We start from the raw sequence: 26,989 nt of genomic DNA on the forward strand, positions 1-26,989 counted from the left end.
ATTGTAAAATAAAAAGCACGACGGATCTGCGTCGTCTCCCTCATAGACGAAAAAGAGAGTAGACCGGGTGAGGGTGAAGGAGGCCTGATGGTCGATGAACGAAAAATTGCATACTTTTCCATGGAGATCGCGGTCGATCCGGAAGTGCCTACCTATAGCGGGGGACTCGGCATCCTCGCGGGTGATACGATCCGCTCCGCGGCCGACCTCGGCCTTCCCATGGTGGCAGTCACCCTTCTTTATCGCAAGGGATATTTTTATCAAAGAATAGATCCCACGGGCTGGCAGCAGGAAGAGCCCGTCGAGTGGATCGTCGAAGACCTCCTCGCGGAAATGCCGGAGAGGGTCCCGGGAATACTGGAAGGTCAGGCCCTTCAGGTGAGGGCATGGAAATATGAGGTCTGCGGGGTCTCAGGCAAGACGGTACCCGTCTATTTCCTCGATACGAACCTGCCGGAAAACCCCGAATGGATCCGGTCGCTCACCGATTCTCTCTACGGAGGAGACCTGAAATACAGGCTCTGTCAGGAAGCGGTCCTCGGCATAGGGGGCGTAAGGATCCTCGACGCCTTGGGATACCACGCCATCGAGCGGTATCACATGAACGAAGGCCATGCAAGCCTCCTCGCCCTCGAGCTCCTTGAAAGGGAGGCAAAAAAAGCAGGCCGGGAATCGGTCAACCATGACGATATCAATGCGGTAAGGGGGAAATGCATCTTCACTACCCACACTCCTGTGCCTGCAGGCCACGACCAGTTTCCCCTGGAGCTCGTATACCAGGTCCTCGGCCACCACGACAACTTCATCGATCTCAAGGACATGCTCTGTATCGACGTGTTCGGCCGCATTCTCGGGATGGGCGCTAAAGTTCAGGATTTTCAGGATGTCAAACCTGGAGACCTCGCCCTCAACATGACGTACCTCGCCCTCAATCTGAGCCACTATATAAATGGGGTGGCAAAAAAACATGGCGAGGTATCGAGCCTCATGTTCGCCGGGTACCATATCGATGCCATCACCAACGGCGTCCACGGGGCCACATGGACGTCGAAGCCTTTTCGGGACCTCTTTGACCGCTACATCGCCGGATGGCGGCAGGATAATTTCAGCCTTCGCTCCTCTCTCTCAATTCCGAGGGAAGAGCTCTGGCAGGCGCACATGGAGGCAAAAAGGCAGCTCGTCCGCTATATTAACAGGCAGGCCAACAGTGGATTCGATTTCGACGTGCTCACCCTGGGGTTCGCCCGGCGTGCTGCGACGTATAAGCGGGGGGACCTTATCTTCACCGATCTCGAGAGGCTCAAAAGCATTTGCGGCCATGCAGGGGGAATACAGATCGTGTTTGCGGGAAAGGCCCATCCGAACGACAGGGGGGGCAAGGAGCTCATACAACAGATATTCAACATCAAAAACCTTCTTCAGAAGGACATGAAGATCGTCTACCTCGAAAACTACGATTTCGCCCTCGGAAAGCTCATCACCTCCGGGGTGGACGTATGGCTCAACACGCCCAAGCCGCCTCTGGAGGCTTCAGGAACGAGCGGCATGAAGGCGGCGCTGAATGGTGTCCCCTCCTTGAGCATCCTCGACGGCTGGTGGATAGAAGGTCATATCGAGGGGGTGACGGGGTGGTCGATAGGAGAAAGGGGTGAGGACCCCAAGGATGACGACCGTGCCCGGGATGCCCTCTCCCTCTATGCGAAGCTCGAGGAGGTGATCGTCCCGGCGTATTACGACAGACGCAACGACTTTATCGACGTCATGCGTCATGCGATCGCGTTAAACGGCTCTTTCTTCAACACTCACCGGATGCTGCAGCAGTACGTGGTCAATGCCTATTTTCTCTGATGAGACGGTTCCGGAAAGGCGGCATTCATTGAGGGGGTACATTATGACAAAAGCCATCAAAGAAACTGCGAGACCGCCCCTGGCGCCGGTTCTTCCTCTTCTTGCGGCGGTTCTCCTATTCATATTAGGTCCGTCTTTATTTACAGATTCCATGGGTGTTCCCACCGTTGAAGCAGCGTCCCCCCCTGCAGCCACGGAACGGCTCATGAGGAAAGGGCCTTATCTCCTTTACCACAACAAGAATACGACCATGACGCTGCTCTGGCAGACTTTCGAGACGCCTCTCAAGGCGAAAGTGGAATGGGGTCCTTCACCTTCCCTCGGGCACGGACCGGTTACAGTGGTGGAACACAGCTCCGTGGTCGACGGGCACCAGTTCGCCTATACCATCGGCGGCCTTACTCCGGGCACGAGATATTTCTGGCGGGTTACCGTAAATGAGGAGTCCTACACCGGTTCTTTTCTCGCTCCGCCGGAGGCATCGTCCCCCTCCGTATCTTTTTACGGATATGGGAACGGCGTGCCTGATAAGGAGGAGCGCGACCACCTGATGAAAGCGCTTTTGGAAGATATGGGGACAGACCCCGATCATCGCCAGACCATGATCCTTCATACGGGCAATTATGTGACCGACGGTCTCACCGAAGATTCCTGGGATGGCTTTTTCGATCCTGCGTCAATATCCGCCGCAAAATCGCTCGCCGGTCTTCCGCTCATCGGCGCCCTCGGGAGTCGCGAAGGTCATAGCCGGCCCGCAGGGGACAGCCGTCTTCTCCGCCAGAACATGGGGCAATACTTCAGAAAATATTTCCCCTACCCCATGTATAAGCTAGCCAACCGGTATTTCTATTCTTTCGACTATGGTCCGGTCCATGTGGCGGTACTCGATACCTGGACCTATCCAGGGAACACAGGAGATGGAATCCCTGACGCAAGGCAGCGTGAGTGGCTGAAGGACGACCTCAAGGTATCGAAAAAGCCGTGGAAGGTGGTTCTCATACATACGCCACTCAGGGACTGCTCCTTTGAATCGAGGGAGCTTCAGGATGTGCTTCTGCCCATAATCGAGTCGCCCGCAACGGATGTGCGCCTGGTACTGCAGGGGAGGCAATCATACTACTCACATGTACAAAAGACGAACGGCGCCTACGGGATCACCTATCTTACCCTGGGCGGCGGAAGCGTACCTTCCTCGGGCGCGGTTTCCTGCAGCGCTCCCTTTGCGCCTTTTCTGGTGAAGGCCGAGGCAGGGCGTCACTTTGTCCGCTTCGACGTCTCGGGCACCACGATGACCGTTAGGGTAATGAAATCCGACGGGTCGGTAATAGAGACATTTTCCCTGAACAAAGAGATAGTAAAACAGGTTAAGTGAAGACAGGATTTCGTGAGGCTCAGAAAGTGAGTCTCACATTCCCCAGAAATACGATGAATTTACGGAGCAGCTCTTCATCGAAACAGCGCCTCATGCCGTCATCGCGATCAACCTTTCCGTTGCCGTTTTCTCCCGGCTCCTTGTTCGGGGGCGTACCCACCATGATCTGCACCGCCTTTCCCGGGGGGATAGGGTCTTTATAGGGTCTTCTTGAGGTCATGGCGTCGAAGACGTCCACTATGCGGATGACTCGGGCGAGAAGCGAGATATTGGCCCCCTCCAGGCCCATGGGATAACCCCCTCCGGCAAAATCTTCGTGGTGATGGAGCACCGCCTTCTTTACGAATTCGGGAATCTCCGTATCGAGGAGCATGGCGAGGCCATGCAGGGGATGGCGTTTCATGATCTCCCACTCGACCTGGGTGAGGACCTCGTTCTTATTGAGTATATCTGCGGACACAAAGGCCTTCCCGATATCGTGAAGCAGCGCGCCCACACCGCATTGTCTCAGCATCTCCATCCTCTGCTGAGGATCGAATTTCGGATATTCGGGCTCGATACGCTCGAGAATGAAAGGATTGTCTTTCAAAAAAGCGACGGTAAACCAGAGCACCTTGGTAGCATGCTCATAGGTCTGGTAATCATGGCCTATCATTTTCGCCAGGGCCTGCAGGGATCCGGCCTGGGTGATGAACATGAGGGCATTGGTAACCATGGCGTGCGTCCTCTGCAGGACGTCCTGGCTCATTGTCCCTAATCCGAGAGAGTTCTCAAATGCATCCTTCACCACATGGGTGGATACCTTACTGAATATGGATGCCTTCTGCTCGTTTGAAGAAGCTTTATTTTCAAGAATTGTCCCGAGGTGGTTTTCGAGGTATTCCTCGTACTTCACTTCCTCCTCGAGATGAACGAAGACGTCTTTAATACCGCTCTCAGTCAGTTTTGCGAGCTGCTTCTGGGTCACTTCGTTGCCGTTTCTGGCCCAGAGCATGTATTGCCCTTTGGGAGAACGCATATAAATTTTGAATTTAGGCAAACTGCCGGGAATGATGGCCCCTGGCGGTATGGTCATAAACCTGTTGTCGTCCATGTAAATCATACTCCTTTTGATAATCGTGCCGGAGCGAAGAACAGGCACTGGTCCTTCTCTTTTCGCTCAGTGTATTCGCCTCCCGGCAATCCTTTAATCTTATCGTCTTTTACAGGATTTTCTTTAATGGAAAGAAGGGGTGTTGAGAAATTCCGGTCCCGGCCTCGGAGGCCGTTACCTTAAGACCAGCCTCACGAGAGTGGTCTCGTCGTGGGCCTGCCGCTCGAGGGAGAAACCCAGCTTCCGTGCCATACGGAGCATCTTGCTGTTTTCGGAAAGTACCGTGCCGTGGATCTCCTCCAACCCCTTGTCCTGGGCAATGCCGATGAGTACGTCGAGGAGCTTATAGCCCAAACCTTTCCCTTGAAAAGAATCGTGGACGAGGACTGCATATTCCGCGGCCTGCTCGTCCGGATCATTGATAAGCCTGCCTATACCCACGATTTTCTTCCGCTCTCCGTCCCTCACTTCCGCCACGATCGCCATTTCCCTGTCATAATCGATATTGCAGAACCGGACGAGCATTTCATGGGTAATGTCTTTGATCACGGAAAAAAACCTCGTCCTCATGGTTTCGGTTTTGAGGGTGGTGAGCATTTCGTGCTCAAGGGGCTCGTCCTCCGGCCGGATGGGCCTGAGGGTCACTTCAATACCCCCGGGCAGCTCATAATTCATGATATAGCGGGTAGGATAGGGCGAGATGACCAGATGGGGATACTGGGTGGCGTATTGCATGGAATCTTTGTCTATTACGATACGTGCATCGAGGGCGCAGGCGACGCCTTCGGATATGGCCAGGGGACTTATGTCCATCTCCGCGATTTCCGGAAAATCTACGATCAGATTAGACAGGTTGACGAGGATCTGCTCGAGCTCTTTCATGTTGGCGGGTTGCTTCTGCCTGTAGCCCTGAAGCATGGCATACCCGTGGGTATCTTCCATGAGTCTGCGCGCAAGCGTCTGGTTAAGCGGCGGAAGACCGGCGGCAACATCCCTGAAAACCTCGGTGCCCGCCCCGCCTGTCCCGAAAATAATGACCGTCCCGAAATCCTTATCTTTTTTTGCACCGAGGATGAGCTCATAATCGATATTCTGCACCATTCTCTGGACCGTGACCCCAAGGATGGAAGCCTGGGGAGCCTTTTCCTTTATCTCCTGAAAGAGCCGGCCATATTCCATCCGCAGCTCTTCGTGGGACCGGATCTCGGGCCGCACGCCCCCCACGGCGCTCTTATCCGTAATATCATGGGAGACTACTTTCAGTATCACCGGGTATCCTATTTTTTCCGCCTGGGAGACCGCCGCCTCCACATCCCGCACCAGATAAGGTGCCGCCACCGGAATGCCGTAATTCCCGAGAAATGCCTTCGACTCTTCCTCGGTGAGGATGGTCCTGCCCTCTTTCACGGTCCGCCTGAGCATGGCCTTGAGATGGTTTTTCGGAGGGGCTTCCGTGAGAGGAAGCTCGGAAGGCGTCTCATACAGAAGGGTGAGGTTTCTATGGTACCAGTACATGTGGAGATAGGTCCTCACCGCCTCTTCCGGAGTTTCATAGGTGGGGATATTTGTCGCGAGAAGGGCTTCCCTCGCCCTCAGGACCGACTCCCCGCCGATAAGCGCGGCAACCACGGGCTTCCGGCTGCCGTGAGCGACCTCTGCCACGGCCTTCGCGAAATCCGGGGCATCGAGGTCCGCCTGGGGAGCGTAGATCACGAGGAGGCCGTCCACGCCGCGGTCACCGAGACAAGTCTTCATGGCTGCGGCATACCGGTTCCCGTCTGCGTCACCCAGGAGGTCAAGAGGGTTCTCCCTGTCGGGAAGAAAGGGAAGGGAAGTATTCAATTCGTGAACGGTCTCCCCCGAAAGCCCGGCAAGCTCTCCCCCCAGATCGATTAAGGTGTCGACGGCCATGGCCCCGAAACTACGGGCGTTGGTAACGATGGCGAGCCTGCGCCCGCTGGGAAGGTTATTCGAATCAAGGACGGACGCACAATTAAAGAGCCCGGAGAACTCCTTTACTCTAATGACGCCCACCCGCTTGAATGCGGCATCATAGACGAGGTCGTCGCCCGCAAGGGAGCCCGTGTAGGAGAAAGAGGCCCTTGCGCTCTCCCTGTATCTTCCCGGCTTGACGATTATGATCGGTTTGCTTCGCGCAAAACCCCGGGCGGCACTCATAAACTTCCTCGCCGTCCCCACGTTATCCATATAGATCATGATACTGCGGGTACGGTAGTCGCCGCCGAGGTAATCGATAAGATCGCCGAAATCGGTATCTATCATTGCCCCCAGGGAGGTAAACATGCTGAAGCCTACATGAGCGCTTATGGCCCAATCGAGGATGGCCGCCCCGAGGGCGCCGCTCTGGGAAATAAAGGCGATGTTGCCCGCCGGGGGGTTCACCCGGAGATAAGATGCATTAAGACCCGTATGGGGCCGTATGATGCCCACGGAGTTGGGGCCCATAATCCTCATACCCGTCTTGCGCCTTATATCGAGTATCATCTCCTCCAGGGCCCTCCCCTCTTTCCCCGCCTCTTTGAACCCCGTGGAGACAATCAGGACGCCCCGAACGCTTGCGCGGGCGCATTCGAGCACCAACTCCGGGACCAGCGGGGCCGGGCTCGCAATAAGGGCAAGATCGATGGGACCCGGCACGTCAAGGATGGTAGGATAGGATTTTAGATCGAGCAGGGCCTCCCGTTCGGGATGGACAACGAATATATTCTTAACCTTTGAAGCCGTGAGGTTTTGAAGAATAATCCTACCTCGGGAGCCCTCCTCGTCGCTCGCACCGATAAGTGCGATGCTGCCGGGGCTGAACATCGATTTGAGACTGTGGGTTGTCATCCAAACATCCTCCTTCTCGGCGGAGAAACTTCTTCCTCAAGTATAACTCACCGGTCTTCCTTCTTCACGAGAGAACGCGCCGCAATGCCTTTGGCTCCCGTCGCGGGCCCGTAACGCCGACAGGCTCGCGTTTGACCTTATAAATCTCTCAGAAAGTCGACCAGGAGCCTTTCTATGGCGCCGACCAGTTGAGACACGTCACGGCAGGGGGAGCCGTCGCGCTGCCACACCTGCTTGAATTTTGCGATATCCTGATTGCTCGGTTTCCCGATCTGGATTGCCTTGGCAATCACCCCCAGGTCAACGAGTCGCTTCTTCGCCTCCCATGCGAGGAGCGGATCGTCACTGCCTCCATCGGTAATGAGGATAAGCACCTTCTTCAGGTCCCGGTCCTTGAGGCGTTTCCCCACCTGTCCGTCTATGGCGGCCGCAACCTGGGCGAGGGACTTGAAATCGGCCGTTCTTCCCCCTATGCAGGCATCAAGCCTTCGGGAGATCTTCACCCGTGTCTCGAAATCGATCGAATCGGTCAGGGGCTTCAGTTCCTCATCTCCTGCGTGGAATCCACGGACTTCGCTCCTCACGTGGAGGTCCACTATCTTCTCGAACCTCTCCTCTCTGAGCCTCTTCTCGAATTCGTCGAGGGCTTCGCTGATGAGGACGGCGGAAGACTTCTGCTCATAGCTCTTTCCGCCCGGCCAGTTTTCATTCATCGATCCGGAAAGGTCACAGATCAGGGTAAATTCGAAATCCTTTGGTTTGTTTTCATCAAACTCCTGTTTCACCATGTTGAGTTGGGTACGGGAATTGAGGATGCCGCTTTCCGCATCGATATATGCCTGAGCAATAAGGGAAGGATCGATGATTACGCCCTGGTCGGTCCTTTCCTTGAGGAGCCGCCTCGTCTCTTTACGGGTGGAGATGATCCTCTCGAATACGCTTCGTAGCGGCTCGATGTGGCGCTCGATCTTCCTGTATTCTTCCCCGTAGTCTTCGATTTCTTCGGCAGAGACGCCATATTGGGACCGGAACTGCTCTCTGGCGACCTCTTCCGCCGATTTATTCTCCTCCCGTCGCCGCTTTATCTCTTCCTCGATCAATTCTTTCGCCTGCCGGGGGGAGAATACCCTGGCCATCTTCTCCATCGATTCATCATATTCAGGTGCGAACAAGGCCTCATCCGCCGGTTCCTTTCTTTTCTCCCTGGGTCTCCTCTCTTTCGAGGTCGCATCCCGGGAAACATAGCCTTTATCGCTCCCCCTCGACCCGCCTTCCACGCTCTCCTGTGGGATCGATGACCTTTCCCGCGCCTTCTCCTTATTCTCAGCCTCTTTTCTCGCTGCCACATCTTCGAGAAAGAAACGTTCGTATACAGGCTCTATATAATCCTGAATCAAGCCGAAGCGGTCGCGCGGCCTGGCGGTAGGATCGGTGACGAGATCGATGAGGTCCGTCCCCTGACCGTCGATATTCTTAAGAGTCGAAAGGGCCGCATTGACATCGGGTGAAAGAAAGATAGGCTCTCCGGGAACCATTCGTTCCCGGACCATGGCAGTAATGAGCTGGAGATGTTTGGGCGTAGTCGAATAATCCACACGAGGGAAGAATTTGCCCGTATAGAGCTCTTCCTTTGTCTCCCAATGGGCGGGAAACCGCCGGTCTTCCTCCCGGTTTGCAAGGATATCGTTGATATAATGGTAGAGGAGATCGAGCCTTCTCTTTTTTTCCGTCCTTGCAAAAAGCGCCGCGTAGCCTTCCGGGTCCCGAAGCCAGTCCAGAAAGTGCTCTATTTCGTGACATGCAGCCCACATGATCTCTGCCCCGGTAAAGCTCCTGTTGAGGAAAAAAACAGGGTCGAAAGTTCCCTTGCGCGTGTGCATGTCGAAAGTCCAAGTTTCTCCGGGCTCGAAGATGAGACCCGCGTGTCCCGCGTAGTCGGCGATGGCCTGCTCGTGCTCGAAGAAAAATCGAGCGCCCCCTTGCCGCTCCTTATCCTCTGCCTGTCGCCTTTCCGATAGAGTGCGTTCATTTCCCGCAACCGGATTTATATGTCCCGTCTCGTGAGTCATCCTTGACCTTTCAAAAAAGAGGCTTCCACTATCTCTTTCACGTAATGGTTCTCTTTTCTTGCGATTACGTACGCCCGCCCCCCGGACAGGGGGTTAAGATAATATATGTCATCATAAAGGCCGCGATGGCGCGTCCCTTTTTCGTTCACGATGAAGAAGCCGGACCCTTCTCTGGCCCAAAAGGCTATCCTGCCATGGATGTCCCTGGGGATGCTCACATAATCGTATTCGCCTGCGACCTTCTCTCCCTTTTCATTTACCACGAATTCCCTGTCTCCCCTGATTGCCTTAAATGCCAGCCTTCCGCCGATATCCTGGGGATCTCCCACCGAGTCGAACCTCCCGCCCACGGACTTGCCCTTATCGTTGATTATCGAATACTGCCCTACCTGAAAGGTCCAGAAATCAATTTTTTCCTGGGAAGGCAAAGCCTGGCGGGCAGCGATATACTCCCCGGCAAGGGAGTCTTTCGCATCCTTGACTGCCACATACTGGCTGCCTTGAAAAGCCCAGAAGGCGATCCGGCCGCCGATGCTCACGGGATCGCGGATTGTGTCGTAGGTTTCCCCGATCTGCTCCCCCTTTTCAGTAATGACGAACCATTTCATTTTCGCCTTCGCCCTGAATACTATCTCGCCTCCGATGTCTCTCGGGTCGCCGACGAAATCGTACTCTCCGCCGACCTTTTCTCCCCTTTCATTCACAATGAAATATTTTATCCCTTCTCTTGCCCAGAAGGCGATCCGGCCGCCGATGTCCCGGGGGACGCTGACAAATTCATAATCCCCCCCGATTCTCTCTCCCTTATCGGTCATGATGAACTGCCTGCCTGCCAGGGCCGCCTGAAACACGATCCTGCCGGCTATCGGTTGAGGGTCGCCTACGGAATCATACGCCGCGCTGATCCGCTCCCCCTTCTCGATGCAAATATATTGCCTGCCCTTAAGGCCGGCGCGAAAGACGATATGTCCCTCTATTTCCCGGGGGTCGCCGACGAAGTCGTATTCTTCGCTCACCCGCTCTCCTTTTTCATTTATAATCAATTCCTTCGACCCTTGCTTCACCTTGAAGGCGACGCCCGATCCTATGGGCCTTGGAATGCCTACCGCATCGTATCTTCCCCCTATCCTCCGGCCGCCCTCTTTCATGAGAAAGATTTTTTGTCCGAGACCGGCCTCGAAATAGGCCTTGCCGTTCACCGACACGGGGTCCCCCGCTACATCGTATTCCCTTCCGATGATCTCGCCTTTTTCGTTCACCACGAATTCGGTGGTCTCTTTCTTTGCCTTGAACATGATCCGGCCATTGATGTCCCGTGGCTTATTTACCGCCTCATATAAGGAGAGATCGATCCGGTAGGAGGCATTGTCTCCGGAGAAAAGGACCTCTTTCACTTGCTCAGGTTTCTTGATACCCTTCCGCAGAAACGCCTCGATGGAAAGTCTTCCCCTTGCCGCATTCGGGCGTCCGAAAACATCCTCCACCACCTGTCTCGAGCTTATTTTAATCATGAAAATCTCCCGCGGTCAGACCGTCGCCTGTCGCGCGCTCTTTCCCTGAAAGGCAGTGAGCTTCCCCTCGTTCAAACTGGGAATCCCGAATTGATCGTTTTTCCATGTCTTGAAAAAACGGTATCTGCACAGAAGCTGGACGAGATACACCTGATCTTCGGCCACGGAGGGCTTAATAAATTCATCGAGTATATAGTTTTCCAGCGGTTTATTGAAATTGTGGGCCTTCCATGGCCTCACCACGTTCCAGAGGTGTCTCAGAGAGAGGACTGATTTTTTGAGGCTCGCGGGCACCTGGCGGGCCGCGTCCGCGCCTTCGCCGAAATAATCGAGGTGCTCCCCTGAGAATATCTTCTGAATCTCCGACGCGGCATGGGTAAGCCTTTTGAGGGCATCGAGATCACGGGGGTCCTTCACCTGCATGTTTCCCCTTTTGTCGAGGAGAGAGGCAACCAATATCTCATAGGTCTCTTCCTGAGGAGGGTACACAATATCATCGGACCACCAACGGGACAAAAAAGCAGCGTCCAGCTCTTCTCTTTTGTATCTCGAAGATTTTATATTTCCCGTAGCCATGACGCAAAAACCCTTCTTCACGATGATCTCTTCACCGCTGCTTTCCTGTACCCTGATGCTGTCGCCCGGACGCCGTGTAAGGGCGTGATTCAGGCGCATAATGATGGAATGGGGGATGCCGTCCATTTCATCGATGAGCAGGGGTCTACCCTCCCTCATGGCTCTTATGAGCGGTCCGTACTGAAAAAAACTCGTGGTCAGGCCCTTTACGACAATAGTCTGGTAGTATTGCCGCTCGACCTCTTTTATCTCTTTTCGTGTGGCATCGGGGTTCATTTTGAGAAAATCGTCCATTCTCATCTTGAATTCCCTGACCTTATCCTCTTCCGGCCTGAGCCCGATCTGGGTCCTTCCGTAAATGTCGTACTTGGTCGCCTCCTCCGATCCCGAGATAAATTCCGGCTGATGACCGAAAAATTTCCGCGACACGTGAAGGGCGATCTCTGTCTTGCCCGCGCCAAGATGGCCGCGAAGAAGGACAGGTATGCCCAGCTTCAAATGGCTGATGATCCTCATCATCTCCATCTTTACGCCGGGAGTTTCGACGAAACCATCGCTCAGGAGTTGGCGCCTGTACTCGAGGAGGAGCCGTCTTTTCGTCTCATAATAAACTCCCTCGTCTTTAAGCAGCACGTCGATACGTTGTCGGCCGTAGTGGGTAATGACCTCGTATTTTTCTATCGTCTCCCTGTCCCCTGCGGTGAGGGTCATATTCTCACTGTTGCGGCGTGCCAGAAGCTCCATCCGGGCCAACTCCGATTGCTCGATCAGCCGCTCAAGGCTTCCAATGGATCTCGCCGAGCGGATAGTCTCTATCTTTCCTGAAAGTATCTTCCGGTAGGCGCTTCTTGTTTCCGGATCCATTATCAGCTCATGAATTCTGGCGACGACCTCTTCGAGCCGTCTTCCCGCCTTCTCCATCGAGCAATCAATCCCTTGGTGTGTTCTTATCTCCCGGGCCAGTCGCCTGAGCTCGCCGCTCGTAACCGCCTTAGTTTCACTGACTGCGGCGAGCACCTCAGATTGACTGACCGATCTGGATTCGCCTTTTAAAAACCTCCGATCGGAGAGGATCTGTTTGAGTAAATCCTCCTTTTCAAGCACAAGATCTGTGAGTTCGGAAAGAGTTCCATCCATCCCCACACGTCCGGTCCATTTCTTCTCCGGCCCGTCCATCCGACTGCCGTATTGCGGCGTTTTCGCCTCCTCCTTTCTTTTCGCTCGCTCGAGCCTTTTAACCAGATACTCGGCTATGTCATCGGCAGTAGTTTCCCTTACCTCTTTCACGATCTTTACCCTCTCTATCTCTGATGGTCGATTCTCCATCCTGTCTTTACGTGCTTTTTAATTATATCATCACACCAGATGATAGTAAATATACGTATATTCAATACATGTATTATCAATACATTTACTAAAAAGTACTTTAGTAAAATCCGGAGGAAAGGCAGAATTATAGTTCATTAAGAATAATGGGTGATGGTCCGGGAGCCGCGCCGGCTTGATTCCGAAAAAAGAAGCCGCCCCATTTACGAGGCGGCTCCCGATGTTATAGATTACTTTGTTTTGCTTCTTGCCTTCGCTACTTCTTCACAGGTTGGTACGCCGTCTTTTGGAGGAACAGTGACGATGTCGGTGCCTATGAGGAAATCTTTATACTCAGGCACCTTCTTGGTCACTCCGTAGAAGGTGGGAAGAAGAAGCTGGTGGTCGCATGCACGGAGCTCGAGGCGGCCGATGGCGCTGGTCTCAAGTACCATGCCTTCAAGGGCGTCAATGAACTTCTCTTTGTCGAATTTGCCTGCTTTGGTGTAAGCCTTCGCGATAAACTGGGCTGCCGTGTAGCCGTAGAAGGCGGGCATGGTGGGATATCTCTTGTAAATCTTGCGATACTCTGCGACGAACGCCTTGTTCTCCGGCGTCTGAGGATAGTAGAACATGTAGCTTGCCGTGCCTACCACGCCTTCAGGTCCTTCGAGACCGAGGGAGGAGAGTACTGCGAATTCAATAGCCGTGTGCTGGTAAATGGGTATCTTGGAGATAAGGCCTGTTGCCTTTGCCGCTTTCTGGAATCCGATCACGCTCGCGCCGCTGTTCCCCATGATGAGGAAATCGGGTTTAGCTGCCATAATCTGGGTGATGTAGGGCACGAAATCGGTCTCGCCCACTTTCCACCAGGTCTGGCCGAGAAGCTGTGCTTTCGGGTTCAATGCCTTCAGATTGTTCCATACGGAATCAGTGATTGCATGACCGTACTCCATGTCGTCTCCGGCAATCCAGTACTTGGTGTAGGGCTTTTTGGCCAGAACCGCGGCGGCGGCCCTTCCGGCCATGGCGGTGTTTTCCGCCATGTCGAATACATAGCGATGGCCTTTCTCGCCCGAGATCTTTTCACTTTTCGCATAGGTGCAGAAAAAAGGAACCTTTTCCTTCTTTGCAAAATCCGAGATGGCGAGGGCGGAGGCACTGCTGATGGTGCCCATCAGGATATCGACTTTCTCTTTCATGACAAGCTCTTTTGCCATGGAAAGGGCGATATCGGGTTTGAATTTCTCGTCTCTCGACACGAATTCGATCTTTCTGCCGATCACTCCGCCTTTGGCATTGATGGCATCGATCCCCATTTTAAATCCATCCCGCATATCGACGCCAAATACTCCGGCCGGTCCGGAATAAGTATCAACGATACCGACTTTGATGGTATTGGCCGAGAACGCGGTAGAGGCAATACAGAAGAAAACTGCTATTGCCAAAACAAAAAAACTGACTTTAATACCTTTCATGGATCCCTCCTAATGTTGTATGTGACTCGTGCAGCCACTGTGCCGAATGGCCGTATCTCTCTGACCACAAGAGGCGGCGCTTAGCCGTTTCCAAGGTGCCATGGGGCGGAATTACCTTGACCAGGAAGGTCCATTCCAGCCTCGAGGACCACTTCATCCCTTTTCTCGGTAACGGAAACCCCTATTTTCACGATCCCCCGGCTTGGATTGCGGGTGATCCTCTTCATATCCTACCTCTATGTGATTGAACATCATATCTCTGGGGGCCGCTTCCACTCTTCTCTTTCCTCCTGAAAACCAATTGTCCTCGTAACGTAAATAAAGTGAGTCCTCGGGGAGGAATCGGGCTCGCTCATGATTGGTTCTCATCCCTTTGGTTGATGCTCATAGGAGATGTTCCGGTACCCCCGCTGACCGGTGAAAGGAGAGTATGCAAATGCCGCCCTGCGCAGGGGGCGGTAAGCGTCATGCGAGAGGCATCCGTATTCAGCATATCGGGTCCCTTCCCTTTTCCATAGGGACGGTAGGCTAACACCCATCGTCCCTATTCAGATTTACCTATAAATGGCTGTCATGTCAAGAAAAAAGGGATAGTCCTATCTCCCCGTGAATGTATTGATTTTTGAGATTGACCACCACACGCTGTGTTTATTTATTTAAACAGCAGCATGGTGGAGGTCTGGTTAATGTGGCCCATATATTCCTCCCCGTAAGTACTGAAGCCTATCGTGGGGATGGAGGAGAAGATCTTTCCGTACGCCTCACATTGGCCTTTTTGCATAAGCTCGAGGGTCCTCAGGATACAATGGAAGTTGATAATCCCCGCTGCGCCTCCCATTTCTTCGATCTTGTCCTCCACTGCCTTCTTTGTGTCTTCCACAATATTGGTGGACGAGAGAACCTTGAGATCCATCCCCTCTTTTATATTGCAATAGAAGACAATCGAGCTATCCTGGACCTGCTGTGGGCTCCGCACATAAAAATCATTTCCTACCGAAAGTCCCACAGGGTGACTCATAAACTTTTCTGCCGCGGCCTCGGGGCTTACACCTACGGCTTCGGCATAGGCTTCTACCGCCGGTTTGCCGTTAAAGGAAATTACCTTCCTTTTCTCTTCTTCCACTTCCGTCGCCATAAGATTCACACCGAGAGATGTAAAACTCTGTGTCTTAATTATGTCGAAACCCTTCGTTGGCCTGAGGAGGGCCAGCACCGCGCCGTTGTCGTATGCCTTCCCGTTCGCATATACAAAAGTCTTTGTAAATTTAAGGTCGTCTCCCGCCGAGCCGCCGATAAAGATTACATCGGTCAGGTCTCCAATTCTTTCCATCAGTCTCTCTTCCGCACCGGTCAATCCGTCGACGAGGATGATGCCCACATATTTTTCTATGTCCATTGCCGCCATGGGTAGGGCGAAATGGTTTTCGAATCGCGCAAACACCTTGGGGATCGCGTCTTCGGACCTGACGTCTTCCACCACCTCCAGGGTCATATCGGAGATTGTGGCGCCGTCGAAAAACATGGCTACTATCGAATTCTGCAGCATTTTCCCGGCCCCTATCTCCCCCGCAGTGGAACTGCCGATCATGGGAATGTCGCCGAAGGCCACTTTCATGGCTTCGCTTATCTCTCCCGGATCATAGCTCGAGGAGGCAAAAAATACTATAAAAGTGGGGTTAAATTGCCCTATTTGAGCCTTAATATCTGCGCCTATACCTGAAATTTCTTTTTCCGAACATGCTGTTCTAATCGTCATTTTTCTTCCCTCCTACTGTAATGAAACGCTTAATTCCCGCGCGATCTCTCTTATTTTATCGATAATTGCAGGGTCATCCGGCGAGGCGGAATTATACCTGTCCGGGTCTATACCCTTGAGAACGATCTTTGTTTTCGTGGTCATTGCAACAACCGAACTTCCTTTGGATCTTTGTGAAATGATTGAATCGAGCATCAGTTTGATCTTACCGGCCATATCCTCTCCTTTTGCTGTTCATTAATATCCTGCATACCACAGAGAAAACCCGGGGCGGCAGTTCCTGTCCCCTGCGTTTTACCGTGATCTTTATCGGAAAGATAAGCTTTGGCTTAAGGGTCTCCAACCGGTCTTCGTCGGGAGGAAGAATTGGGGGAAAGTGTTCAATAATCGAAAGGAAAAAGGGATGGCCGTTCGTCTCCCGGAGTCAGTACCGTGCTCTCCACACATTTGCCCGTCGATTTTGGTCCGCACTTGGTCCCGTCGGTCCAGGTGGAACCCGAAAACTCCGCCCCGGCCACTTTGGCACCGTCCATGTTCGCTCCATTTAGATTAGCCCCGGCAAGATAGGCATTGGATAGATTCACGTTCGAAAGATCCGCATTTTTAATATAAGCGGTAGAGAGGTTCGCCCCGGAGAGGTCGGCGCCCGAAAGTCGCGCCTCCGAAAGATTGGCGCCCGAAAGATCCGCGCTCTGAAGCTGGGACCCGGAGAGATCGGCGCCCCTGAGATCGCACCATTGGCAGCTGTTCATCGCAAAGAGCTTCTCCATGTCTGCCTGGCGAAATGCCTGCGCAGCAGCAGGCATGAGCATACACACCGAGATGAGACAGATCGACGATAGGAATTTCGCTCTGGTCACACTACACCTCCCGAAAGATAAGATCATTCTTATTATCGTCTTTTGCGGCGAATACGTAAGTTTTCTTTATCTCCTCTCGCGTCAGCTCATTGACATTCCTTGAGTGGATGATGATCATAAATACACATAATGACGGAAAAGGAGATCAGGCATGGAAAGAAAAGGCATGGTGACATTCGCGGGAAACGCGCTTACCCTGGTGGGAATGGAAGTGAAAATTGGCGACAAGGCGCCGTCCTTTAAGGTTCTTGATAAGGAACTAAAGGAGGTGACCCTCTCTGACTACGAAGGAAAAATAAAAATCATAAGCGTCACTCCTTCCCTCGATACCCCGGTATGTAATCTTCAGGCAAAGACATTCAATAAAGAGGCCCAGGCACTTTCCGCAGATGTGGCGGTCCTGAACGTGAGCATGGACCTTCCCTTTGCTATCGCACGGTTTTGTGCGAGCGAAGGGATCGATAAAGTGGAGACCCTCTCCGACCATCGGGATGCCTCTTTCGGAAACGCTTACGGTGTCCTTGTGAAAGAGCTGAGGCTCCTTGCGCGCGCTATTTTCGTCATCGATAAATCCAATATCATCAGATATATTGAAATTGTACCGGAGATGACGAAGGAGCCCGATTATAGCAAGGCCCTCGCCGCCGTCAAAAATATCTGAGGTCGAAGGTAAAGCAGATTTACGCATATCTCCCTTCCCCCGGGACCGTCAGTATAGAACAGCCCGGTGCCCGGAAAAAGGGAGATACACTGTTTCATTATCTGCAAAATCGTTTGCGCCGACAATTTTGATAGGGGAAAGGTCAGGGCCTTTGGACGATCTCCCTGATCCATACTTCGCTCAGGCCATATTTTCTGGCGAGAGGCTTGTGGTTTGCACCGGTGAACTCACTCCGTATAAGGGCATCCCTTTTCTTTATGAGCACCTTATCCAGTTGCTGAAAATAATACCCGAGGCCGCCAAGTGTATCCGACAGTTTGACGGCATTTTCCACCCCCACCACCATGGCTACATCACGGTAACTCTCGGGAAGGTCCTCGAGGGTTACCTGGTCTACGACATGGGACATCCATTTCTTCATATATATACGCCCTCCTTGGTTATACTGAGGCAGCGACACGAGCCGGTCAGGCCGCCTCTTTATCAGCTATTCGTTCGGTGTTAGGCTCTACTAATAGCTGATCTTCCGTTTTCAGCAAGGCACCAACTTTTGCAAGGGTGCCGGCGTCAAGGCTTTTCATAGCTTCTTTGTCCGGCTCTTTCGAAATGCGCAGAAATGCGGCTAAACCCATTGCCTCCAGGGCGGCCACTGTCGCTTTTTTCGATCTGACGGTGATACGGTGCACTACCCTGAATGATATGGTGCCAAAGGTGAGTTCCTTCGATCTCACCTTTGCAAACTCCTCCTTTCTCTCAAGGGCAAAGGCCTCAATTCCGGCCTCCATGTTCTTTCTGTCCCTTTTCAATCCCTCTGCCCTCTTCTCATAATCGGCCCTGATTTCGTTGACCCTGAGGGTCATATCTCCTTCCAGGCGTGCAAGCCTGATATCGATCTCCCCCAATTTTCTCAATGCCCGATCCACATCGTTCCAATCCCGGTATTCGCTCGCTGCCGATTCTTTTTTCATCATCGTCTCCTCATTCTCACGTTTATTGCGTTAATCCCGGCCTCTGTTTCAAATCCCCGGCTCTCCATGATCTATGTTTCAATATCACGACGCTTGTGGGCATATCGTAATGCTTCCTGACAATAAGGCGGGAACCCTGCCGCACGCGCAAAATCGGAGTAACGATTCCTCGCGTGTGATTACGGTGCGGCAGGATGCGAAGGGGGGCACGTCGAGGAAAGGGGAGGGAAGAAAGGCAGGAAGGCAATGCGGCCATTTGTGTGCACAGCCGCGCCTCGAATGAATCTGGTATTTTCAGATTGCGATTTTTTAAAAAACAATTTAAAATTACGCAAGGTCTTATTATGAATACGGCGAAATCCATGCTCTTTTTCTTTCCTGTATGCGTGCTCACAAGTATATTATACCATCACTTTGACAATCATTGTCAAGATGAAAGTTGTCATCATGGAACTTTTTTATGACCCCTTCTTCTAGCGAGATACTGGATAGGATTATAACTGTAAAAAACCTTAAAAATGATGCGGGGTTAGCCCGATACTTGAAGGTGCGGCCCGCAATTATTTCTAATTGGCGCACCAGGGGGACAATCCCTTATGATATGTTGTTTTCAATATGTGAACAAGATGGCTTTACTCTTGACTTCATCATATCAGGCAGGGGCCCTATTTATTTCGGTGACTCAGTGGGGGTGATGGGTGATGCGCCTTCCAGAGGCGGCGTCGCCGGAGTAGAGGAAAGGGCGAAAGCTTATGCACCCGGCAATGATGAATTCGTTTATATTTCTCAGGTTACGGGAAGGATCAGCGCAGGCAAGGGCCGTATTCCCGAAAATTCTGTAGACGTAAAGATTGCCTTCAGAAGAGAGTGGATCAAAAGGAAGGGCAGACCGGAGAACATGGTTCTTATAAAAGTCGATGGCGACAGCATGGAGCCGTCTCTTATGTCGGGAGACTTGGTCCTCATTGATCGTAATCGCGATTTTATCGATCCCCAAGGGGGCATTTATGCTCTGGCTCTCGAGGATATTATCATGATTAAACGCGTTCAAATTCTCACCGACAGGGTAAAGATTCTAAGCGATAATCCCAAATATGAGGCCTTTGATGTCCCTTCAGATAGAATAAAAGTGAACGGAAAAGTGATCTGGTTTGCGAGGGAGTTGGAGAGATAATACCCCGATCACCTCACCACTGAAGAGAAGGGCCGTCATGGGCCGAAGGTGAACTTCTTTCCGGCAAACTGCCTGAGACAGGCATCTACTGCGTGCCGATCGTACAGAGTACCTCTGTTTTCTTTTATCTCATCGAGTGCTTTTTCAATTCCGAGAGACGGCCTGTACGGCCTATGGGACGCCATGGACTCGACCACGTCGGCAACCGATATTATTCTCGCCTCTAAGTTTATTTTCTTGCCCCTGAGACCGTGTGGATATCCGCTGCCATCAAGGCGTTCGTGGTGCTGGAGTACAATTTCAGCAATGGGATAATCGAATTCGATGTCTTTTAGTATCTCGTATCCTGCCTCCGAGTGATCCCTCAAGACCGCATATTCATGCACGCTGATTCTGCCCGGCCGCGCGAGGATCTCGGCAGGTACGGTAATCTTTCCAATATCATGAACCAAACCAGCAATCCGGATCGCTTTTATATGATCTTCGGTAAGTTTCATGTCGAGAGCTATTGCTTCTGCAAGGCGGGTAACCCTTATCTGGTGCCCGGCGGTATAAGGATCCCTTATTTCAATTGCCATAGACAGAGCCTTGATCGTCCCTTCCATTACGCGCTGAAGCCTCACATAACTCTCTTTCAGCTGTTCATCCGCTTTCTTGCGGGCGCTCACGTCTTCGACCGTCCCTTCATGCCATACGAAACTGCCCCGCTCGTCATACACAGCCCGCACGTTCATCGAGACCCAGATAGCTTTCCCGTCTCGCTTGCGATATTGGGTTTCGAACCCCTTCACATAGCCGTCTTTCTTAAGTCGTCTTCGGAGTTCCCGGTAATCGCGGGGATCGACGAATAGTTTCCCCTCCCCATTCATTTCGGTGCTGATAAACTCTCCGGGGGAATTATATCCCAGCATGTGCGCGAGGGCTGCATTTGCCATTATGCAGACCCCATCCCCGTTGATCTGAAAAATCCCTTCTACCGCCTCTTCCACGATAGTCCGGTATTTACGAGCGCTTTCTCTTAGTTCTTCTTCTCCTATTTTTCGCTCCACCACCTCGTATTTCAGTTCTTCATACGCCTTTTCTAGCTCCCCCGTCCTTTCCCGGACCTTAGTTTCGAGCTCCCCCCTGGCTTCCACCAGTGCCTGCTCTGCCTCTTTCCTGCCCGTTATATCATTTCCGATGCAGATTATTTCTGTAATCCTGCCACTCAAATCGTAAATAGCCTTATTTGTCCAAAGCACCCACACCCTTTTTCCGTTTTTACATATATTCTCATTTTCATGCTCCATATACATGTCGGGGTTTTTCGAAATAGATTCCACGAGATGGACCGTCTGGCGGCCCGAGGATTCGATCAGGGGCACGAGGGTTCCTATGAGGTTTCTCCCTATGAGCTCTTCCTGCGTATATCCGAATAACTTTAGACCAAATTGATTGAGGAGCAGTATGTTTCCATCCGGATCAAGCCTGAGAATTATGCTGTTCGCAAGCTCCACCATCTCGCGGTATCGGGCTTCGCTCTTTTTCAGGCCATCTGCCGCCCTTTTGAGACGCCGTTCAGATTCCTGAGCCCGGGCAGCGATATTTCGTGCCTCGGTTAATTCCTTCATGAGTTGTTCCTTTGTCATCACTCCCCCCGTGCGATCCCGTTGAATCTTTCTCTCACAAAGGCAGCTGGATTACAATTAAAAAATACACGGTTCAGGCCGGGCAGGGTAAGTCGTATGATGCCTTTCCTCCGGTGAGGCGTGAGTAGCCGTTCGTTGACAAAAATCTATTGAATACTTACAGAAGGAATAGACGAATCGATAAGGAGGATGGTTTATGACTCAGGAAAAATATATTTGCAGAAAATGCGGCATAGAGTTCAGCGCGATCCCGGGAGCCGAAGAGCCTCCCGAGTGCCCTGAATGTGAAAGTGATGAAATAGAGAAACTTGAGCATTCGACATGGACCGGCGGCACCGAACCGGAGTGCAAGCCTAACCCCTAGGTTGTTCTGTTGAAACAGGGGGACGGGCTATCGGAAAAAAGGCTATGCGAGCATGGCGCGCTCTCCCACCATCCATTGATTCACTGTCCTCACTCTTCTCCCCGTAAAATCATTTATTCAGCCCTTCTTTCCCGGGACCGCACGGTGAGCCGGTGAACGGGGTTATCGCCCATATGGCGCCTTACATTTACCGTTACGGCTGGTGGGCCGTGGCCGCAGCCATTCTCCCGGAAGGGTTCGGCATTCCCCTGCCGGGAGAGTCGACATTGATCGCAGCCTGTCTTGTGGCAGCTAAAGATCGCATCTCCTTATTTCCTATCATCGCTGCCGCATTTACGGCAGCCGCCCTTGGCAACACTATCGGATATGGTCTCGGTTTCTACGGGGGGCGACCCCTGGTCCTGCGTTACGGCCGTTTTCTGTTGATCACGGACGCAGGCCTTGGGAGAACGGAAAAATTCTTTCTTCGATATGGCGGCGTGATCATCCTGGTGTCGCGATTCCTGGACGTGTTCCGCCAACTGAACGGCGTGGTAGCAGGTCTCACCTCCATGCCTTTTCTCAAGTTCCAGATATATAATATTTTGGGGGCGGCTCTTTGGGTGGGGTGTTGCGCCGGCCTCGCCTTCGGGTTCAGCTATGGCATAGAGGACATGCACCTGACCTTCACAAAAATAAGATATGTCCTTCTCGCCGTCCTCTTTATCGCCTCGATTGCAGCCCTGATCTATCGTCTGAGAGCACGTTCCACCGGAAAAGGCTAAAGTCGGCGTGATATGGGGCCCTCAACTGCTCTTGCCCGGTAAGAGCAACCGGGAGGAACAGGACCGCCTCTGCGAGAAAGGGCCCGTGGGCCTTTGCTATTTCCCCGACATCTGCTTCAGGGTCTGTTCGAGCTTCTTAAGCTGCTCTCCATATCCAGCCCAGTCGCCCTGCCTCTGTAAGGTCTTTGCACGCTCAAGGATCTGTGCCGCATCCCTGGCAAGGTCCTGAATGCCTGTTTTTGCTGGAGGAGCGAACGCCTTTTCAGGAGAAGCGGAAGGGGGAGGGGCCTTCGCATTCCCGAAAAGAGAGGCGAGGCACTGCTCGAGATTCTCCTCCATGACCACATGATTTTCATATGCCGCGACCACCCGTCTCAGCTCCGGAAGTCCTCCCTTGTCTTCAGCTGAGAGAAAGAGGGGCTGAATATAGAGGAGTGATTTCTCTATCGGGATGATCTGAAGGCTTCCCCGTATTACCTGGGAGCCCCGCTGACCCCAAAGGGTGAGCTGCTGAGAAATATAGGAATCCTGATCGATCCTCGCATCGACCTGGCGGGGTCCGAATACGAGCCTGTCTCTCGGAAAGGTATAGACGATCAGCCTTCCATAGTTGGGCTCATCACAACGTGCGGCAAACCAGGCCGCAAGATTGTCTCTTTTCGAAGGGGTGTAGGGCATGAGAAGAACGTATTCCTCCCGTTTTTCCTCGGGCAGCTTCATGATCAGGTAGTAAGGCGACATGGCCTTCTCTCCACGGACCGGTATCTCCCACAGATCCTCTTTATTGTAGAACACCTTCGGATCTTTCATATGATAGGTAGCATAAAGAGAGGTCTGGACCTTAAAAAAATCTTTGGGGTAGCGCACGTGCCCCCGGAGCGCAGCCGGCATTTCCGCGAGAGGCGTGAAGAGGTGGGGAAAGATAGACTGGTAGACCTTCGCGACCATATCTTCACGGTCGCTTAGATAAAACCTGGTCGTGCCGTTGTACGCATCTACGGTCACCTTGACCGAGTTCCTCATATAGTTTATGCCGTTTTTGAGCGGCTTCGAGTAGGGAAGGCGGTCCGAAACCGTGTAGGCGTCTATTATCCAGTGGAGGGTGCCGTCATCGGATGCCACAATGTAAGGGTCCGAATCGTAAAGGAGAAAAGGGGCGATCATCCGCACTCTCTCAACCACGTTCCTATTGTAGAGTATCCTGCTCTGGCTTGTGATCTCGCCGGTAAGAGGTATTTTGGCAGTTTTGAAGTAGGCGGCGAAGAGTGCCCGTTTCAGAAGGGAGTCGAGTCGTATTCCTCCTTTGCCCTTGTAAGAGGTGTAGACGTTCCCGTCGACGGTGGGATAACTGAATTCAGGGACTTTAGTATTTACGATCACATAATCATCGGTCAATTCCCCGTAATAGATCTCGGGAGTGGTGATTTTCACGCCTACGTTGGAGACGGGCGGTATATCTTTGATGATAAACTCCGGGAGGCCTTCCTTCGAGATCCTGCTCGCATAGCCCATTACCACGCCGTTTCCGTGGGTAAAGACCAGTTTTTCATTGATCCAGGATCTGCTCGGGAGATCGTCATAAGAAAGCTCGCGGGCGGAGAGCATTACCTGGCGGTACTCCCCTCCGATAGTGTACCGGTCGTTGTCGATCCCGTGAAACCGGTAGTAGGTCCTGATCTGCTGAAGCTGGCTGTAAGTCTTGAGAAGGGGCGACTCGTCCCAGAGCCTCACGTTCTTGAGGGTAGTTTCGTTGTTTTTGAGGTCTTTTTGAGTAAGGTTGAAGGATACGTCGAAAGGCACGACCTGCACCTTGCCGAGGTTATACCCGTATTGGGTGAGGGCCACGTGGTGGGCGATAAAAGGCTCCTCCAGGGCAAGCTCGCTGGGGGCTACCTTGAAGTTCTGGAGGGCCGCCGGGTAAATGCCCGCCCCTACTATATAGAGCACAATAAGGATCACCGAAGGATAGAGGGCAAGCTTCCACCTGTCTTTCCACAGCCCATAGGCAAAGACGAGACCTCCCGCCACCGTGAGGGGCACGAGGGCGCCCAGGGCAATAAGCCTCCCGTAGACATCGGCATATCCGGCGCCTGTAATGACGCTGTGGCTCCCGTAGAGGGTCCCGAACCGTTCCAGGTAAAAGCCGAGGGCAAGTTTTATGAAAAAAAGGAGCGCCAAAACCGCGAGATGGGTCTTTGCCTGCCTCAGAAACGAGATGGTCCGTCCGAAGAGGACGACCCCGCCCCTCATGGTATAGATCGCCGCAGTGATAAGAAGGGTAAAGAAGAGGAGGAATCCCACGTATCCGTTCAGTGCCTCCCAGAAAGGCAGCCTGAAGAGATAGAAGCTCAGATCGAGGCCGAAGAGGGGGTCTTTTGTGCCCGTAGCCACGGAATTGAAAAAGAGGAGCGCCTGGGTCCAAAGACTTGCCCCCCAAAGACCGGCCATTACCCCTCCGAGAAGGGCGATCACAAGGCCTACGGGCTGCAATACCCCCACGAACTTGCTCGGGTCTACGGCAATTCTCATGCGATTCATGAGCACTACATCAATGGAAGGCGTTTTTCCCCTGCACGCGAGGAGCACATTGATACCCACGAAGAAAAGGAAGAGGGCGCCGAAACCGACCCCTGTAGCAACCTCCGCGGACATGGCCTTGGCGAATACGCTTTGAAAGCCGAGCTCGGAGAAAAAGAGCCAATCGACATAGATGCCGACCCCTTTGGAAGCGCTATAGAGAATTATTATAAGTACGGCTACCATAATGGCACGGCCGAATCTGCGCGTCATACTTTACCTCCAATTCCGCTTGGGGCGGATTTCCCTGGTTTCACCGCAGCGGGGTCAATGGGACCCTCTCTTTTTCAATAGCCTTTCGGAAGCCTATTCTGAGTGATTCTAATCTTATGGAAAGAAATATGCAATTACATTCTGGGGCGGCGAAAGACCTGCCCCATATGGAGGATAGGCCTCTAAGTCATCCTCGTCAGGCACTATGTTTCGGGCAGACTGCTGCCGGTATCGTCGCGGTATCGCTCGTGAAGATGTCTCTTTTTATTGATCTTCTCCATCGAAACCCTAGAATGATATGTATAAAACAAGAAGGAGGCCTTATGGGAAAGGTTAGGAAATATTCGGTCTGGGCGGGGCCCGTCATTCTCGCCTGCGTCTTGTTTCTCGCGCCTTCAACGAAATTATTCGCGGAAGGGGGCACGGCTGCCCCCGTAAATTACAATGTCGGGGTGTCTCTAAAGGATAACCTCACCTCTTTTGCCGGTAAGGATATTTACGTGAGCCTCCGTTCGGGCAAAGTATACCAGGGTTACGTGAAATCGGTGGGGGACGCCTTCCTTCACCTGGAGAAGATTGCCGGGAAGGATTTCTACGATGCCCTTATACGGCTCGATGACATAAGCGCTGTTGAAGCAAAATTCAGGGGCTTTAAGTAAACCCGAAGGCTTCGGCTCCTTGATCACTGAAGGGCGCCGTCCGTCACGAAGCCGGCTCGCGCCCTTCGGCAATCTTCGATTCTACGGGGTAATAAGCTCCGGATCGCTCACTACGCCCAGATTGCGGAATTTGCCCTTCTTCACGATCTGGACCTGGACGTCTTTTACGACCTCCCCTTCAGGGGTGAACCTCTTTATGTCGCCTGTCAGGCCGTTGAAGTTCTTGATCGAGGCGATGGCGCCCCGTATATCGGCTCCCTTCACGCTCTTGGCGCGCTTTATGGCGTCGCAGATGATCATGAAGCCGTCATAGGCGGATGCGCCCACCATGTCGGGCTGAATCTTGAATCTCTGCTCGTAGGTGGAGAGGAACTTCTTTACCTCCGGCCTTTTATCGTCCCTGTTCAGGTTCGTGACGATGATGAAGCCCTCGGCAGCCTGGATGCCCGCGATCTCCACGAATTTAGGGGAATCGGCGCCCTCTTCTCCTAGAATGGGCGCGGTAATGCCCATCTCCCTTGCCTGCTTTACGATCGGTCCGGTCTGGAAATAGTAGCCGCTTGCGAGGATGAGGTCAGGGCTGTCCTGTTTGATCTTCGAAAGGTACGCCTTGAAATCCTTTTCAGCCATGGGATAGACCTGCTGAGAGACGATTGAAGCCGTCCCCTTGGCATATTTGTCGATGTAATATTTGAAGCCGTCGGCGAGGGTGCGGCCGAAGTCATTGTCGCTCGTGAGCAGGGCGATCTTCTTTGCCTTCAGCATCTTGACTGCCACGTAGCCCGCGGACTTGCCTTCCACCTGACCCAGAAAGCCGTTACGGAAGCAAAAGTTTCCCGCTTTTGTGATATCGGGATGGACCGCATAGGCTGCCACGAAGGGTATCTTCTCTTCCTGAAAAATGGGAGCCACGGCCCTGCTCGGCTGGCTGTAGGAGCCGCCTACCGCCGCCACGACCTTGTCCTGCTCGATGAGCTTTCGTGCGAGGGCCACGGCCTCTTTTGCGTCGCCCCTGTCATCGTAGGAGACAAGCTCCACCTTTTTGCCCATGAGGCCCCCTTCGGCATTGACCCGCTCGACGGCGAGCTTCACCGAATTCAAGGCACTCGCCCCGTCCGCCGCGGCCGCGCCGGTAAGAGGGACCAGAAGGCCGATCTTTACGGTATCGGCCGCTCCGGCCGTACCTGTAATAATGAGGCATCCTAAAAGAATAAGAAAGAAAAGCTTCACCGATTTCATGTCCCGCACCTCCTGCACAGTTTT

22 protein-coding genes are annotated in these 26,989 nt (G+C 52.8%); 7 read left to right on the top strand and 15 right to left on the bottom strand.

Annotated elements, in window-relative coordinates; all coding sequences use genetic code 11:
• The first annotated feature begins 87 nt into the window (after positions 1-87).
• A complete protein-coding gene (gene glgP, locus VGJ94_12635; protein ID HEY3277459.1) occupies positions 88-1,848 on the top strand; it encodes an alpha-glucan family phosphorylase in 1,761 nt (586 codons plus the stop codon).
• Between the two features lie 43 nt (positions 1,849-1,891).
• A complete protein-coding gene (locus tag VGJ94_12640) occupies positions 1,892-3,220 on the top strand; it encodes a metallophosphoesterase family protein (GenBank protein HEY3277460.1) in 1,329 nt (442 codons plus the stop codon).
• A gap of 19 nt (positions 3,221-3,239) precedes the next feature.
• Here VGJ94_12640 and VGJ94_12645 read toward each other — a convergent pair whose 3' ends face one another.
• From VGJ94_12645 to VGJ94_12690, 10 genes are all read right to left on the bottom strand, one after another.
• Complete coding sequence (locus VGJ94_12645) at positions 3,240-4,361, bottom strand: HD domain-containing phosphohydrolase (protein ID HEY3277461.1); 1,122 nt, start codon at positions 4,359-4,361, stop codon at positions 3,240-3,242.
• Between the two features lie 126 nt (positions 4,362-4,487).
• On the bottom strand, positions 4,488-7,163 hold the full coding sequence (locus VGJ94_12650; protein ID HEY3277462.1) for a GNAT family N-acetyltransferase: 2,676 nt from the start codon (positions 7,161-7,163) through the stop codon (positions 4,488-4,490).
• Between the two features lie 137 nt (positions 7,164-7,300).
• The gene (locus VGJ94_12655; GenBank protein HEY3277463.1) at positions 7,301-9,232 is read right to left on the bottom strand and encodes a vWA domain-containing protein; all 1,932 of its coding nucleotides are present in this window, start codon (positions 9,230-9,232) and stop codon (positions 7,301-7,303) included.
• The gene (locus tag VGJ94_12660; GenBank protein HEY3277464.1) at positions 9,229-10,743 is read right to left on the bottom strand and encodes a hypothetical protein; all 1,515 of its coding nucleotides are present in this window, start codon (positions 10,741-10,743) and stop codon (positions 9,229-9,231) included. Before VGJ94_12660 ends, VGJ94_12655 begins: the two co-directional genes overlap by 4 nt.
• A gap of 15 nt (positions 10,744-10,758) precedes the next feature.
• Positions 10,759-12,645: an AAA family ATPase gene (locus VGJ94_12665; GenBank protein HEY3277465.1), complete on the bottom strand. Its 1,887-nt coding sequence runs from the start codon at positions 12,643-12,645 to the stop codon at positions 10,759-10,761.
• Positions 12,646-12,875: 230 nt separating this feature from the next.
• A complete protein-coding gene (locus tag VGJ94_12670; GenBank protein ID HEY3277466.1) occupies positions 12,876-14,102 on the bottom strand; it encodes an ABC transporter substrate-binding protein in 1,227 nt (408 codons plus the stop codon).
• An 80-nt stretch (positions 14,103-14,182) separates the two neighbouring features.
• The gene (locus VGJ94_12675) at positions 14,183-14,329 is read right to left on the bottom strand and encodes a hypothetical protein (GenBank protein ID HEY3277467.1); all 147 of its coding nucleotides are present in this window, start codon (positions 14,327-14,329) and stop codon (positions 14,183-14,185) included.
• A gap of 425 nt (positions 14,330-14,754) precedes the next feature.
• Entirely contained in the window at positions 14,755-15,858 is a 1,104-nt protein-coding gene (locus tag VGJ94_12680) for an FIST N-terminal domain-containing protein (GenBank protein HEY3277468.1), read from the bottom strand.
• A gap of 12 nt (positions 15,859-15,870) precedes the next feature.
• Entirely contained in the window at positions 15,871-16,074 is a 204-nt protein-coding gene (locus tag VGJ94_12685) for a hypothetical protein (GenBank protein ID HEY3277469.1), read from the bottom strand.
• Positions 16,075-16,238: 164 nt separating this feature from the next.
• On the bottom strand, positions 16,239-16,718 hold the full coding sequence (locus VGJ94_12690) for a pentapeptide repeat-containing protein (protein ID HEY3277470.1): 480 nt from the start codon (positions 16,716-16,718) through the stop codon (positions 16,239-16,241).
• A 151-nt stretch (positions 16,719-16,869) separates the two neighbouring features.
• Here VGJ94_12690 and tpx point away from each other — a divergent pair, with 151 nt between their 5' ends.
• Positions 16,870-17,379 carry a thiol peroxidase gene (tpx, locus tag VGJ94_12695; protein HEY3277471.1) on the top strand — a complete coding sequence of 170 codons (510 nt, stop codon included), beginning with the start codon at positions 16,870-16,872 and terminating at the stop codon, positions 17,377-17,379.
• 142 nt (positions 17,380-17,521) lie between these two features.
• On the opposite strand, the gene VGJ94_12700 is transcribed toward tpx, so the two are convergent.
• A complete protein-coding gene (locus tag VGJ94_12700) occupies positions 17,522-17,800 on the bottom strand; it encodes a Mor transcription activator family protein (protein HEY3277472.1) in 279 nt (92 codons plus the stop codon).
• A 46-nt stretch (positions 17,801-17,846) separates the two neighbouring features.
• Positions 17,847-18,350 carry a host-nuclease inhibitor Gam family protein gene (locus tag VGJ94_12705; protein HEY3277473.1) on the bottom strand — a complete coding sequence of 168 codons (504 nt, stop codon included), beginning with the start codon at positions 18,348-18,350 and terminating at the stop codon, positions 17,847-17,849.
• A gap of 436 nt (positions 18,351-18,786) precedes the next feature.
• Between VGJ94_12705 and VGJ94_12710 the strand changes: the two genes are divergently transcribed.
• Positions 18,787-19,521, top strand: a complete 735-nt coding sequence (locus VGJ94_12710) for a S24 family peptidase (GenBank protein ID HEY3277474.1) — start codon at positions 18,787-18,789, stop codon at positions 19,519-19,521.
• A gap of 35 nt (positions 19,522-19,556) precedes the next feature.
• On the opposite strand, the gene VGJ94_12715 is transcribed toward VGJ94_12710, so the two are convergent.
• On the bottom strand, positions 19,557-21,149 hold the full coding sequence (locus VGJ94_12715; protein ID HEY3277475.1) for an HD domain-containing phosphohydrolase: 1,593 nt from the start codon (positions 21,147-21,149) through the stop codon (positions 19,557-19,559).
• Positions 21,150-21,345: 196 nt separating this feature from the next.
• Between VGJ94_12715 and VGJ94_12720 the strand changes: the two genes are divergently transcribed.
• Both VGJ94_12720 and VGJ94_12725 read left to right on the top strand, forming a co-directional pair.
• The gene (locus VGJ94_12720) at positions 21,346-21,513 is read left to right on the top strand and encodes a hypothetical protein (GenBank protein HEY3277476.1); all 168 of its coding nucleotides are present in this window, start codon (positions 21,346-21,348) and stop codon (positions 21,511-21,513) included.
• 152 nt (positions 21,514-21,665) lie between these two features.
• Positions 21,666-22,277 carry a DedA family protein gene (locus VGJ94_12725; GenBank protein HEY3277477.1) on the top strand — a complete coding sequence of 204 codons (612 nt, stop codon included), beginning with the start codon at positions 21,666-21,668 and terminating at the stop codon, positions 22,275-22,277.
• Between the two features lie 96 nt (positions 22,278-22,373).
• Here VGJ94_12725 and VGJ94_12730 read toward each other — a convergent pair whose 3' ends face one another.
• Entirely contained in the window at positions 22,374-25,067 is a 2,694-nt protein-coding gene (locus VGJ94_12730; protein ID HEY3277478.1) for a UPF0182 family protein, read from the bottom strand.
• Positions 25,068-25,390: 323 nt separating this feature from the next.
• Between VGJ94_12730 and VGJ94_12735 the strand changes: the two genes are divergently transcribed.
• Entirely contained in the window at positions 25,391-25,726 is a 336-nt protein-coding gene (locus VGJ94_12735; protein ID HEY3277479.1) for a hypothetical protein, read from the top strand.
• Between the two features lie 81 nt (positions 25,727-25,807).
• Here VGJ94_12735 and VGJ94_12740 read toward each other — a convergent pair whose 3' ends face one another.
• Positions 25,808-26,965, bottom strand: coding sequence for an ABC transporter substrate-binding protein (locus VGJ94_12740; GenBank protein ID HEY3277480.1), 1,158 nt, complete (start codon positions 26,963-26,965; stop codon positions 25,808-25,810).
• Positions 26,966-26,989: the final 24 nt, after the last annotated feature.

The organism is Syntrophorhabdaceae bacterium (assembly GCA_036504895.1).
In the GTDB taxonomy this organism is placed as follows: Bacteria; Desulfobacterota; Syntrophorhabdia; order Syntrophorhabdales; family Syntrophorhabdaceae; genus PNOM01.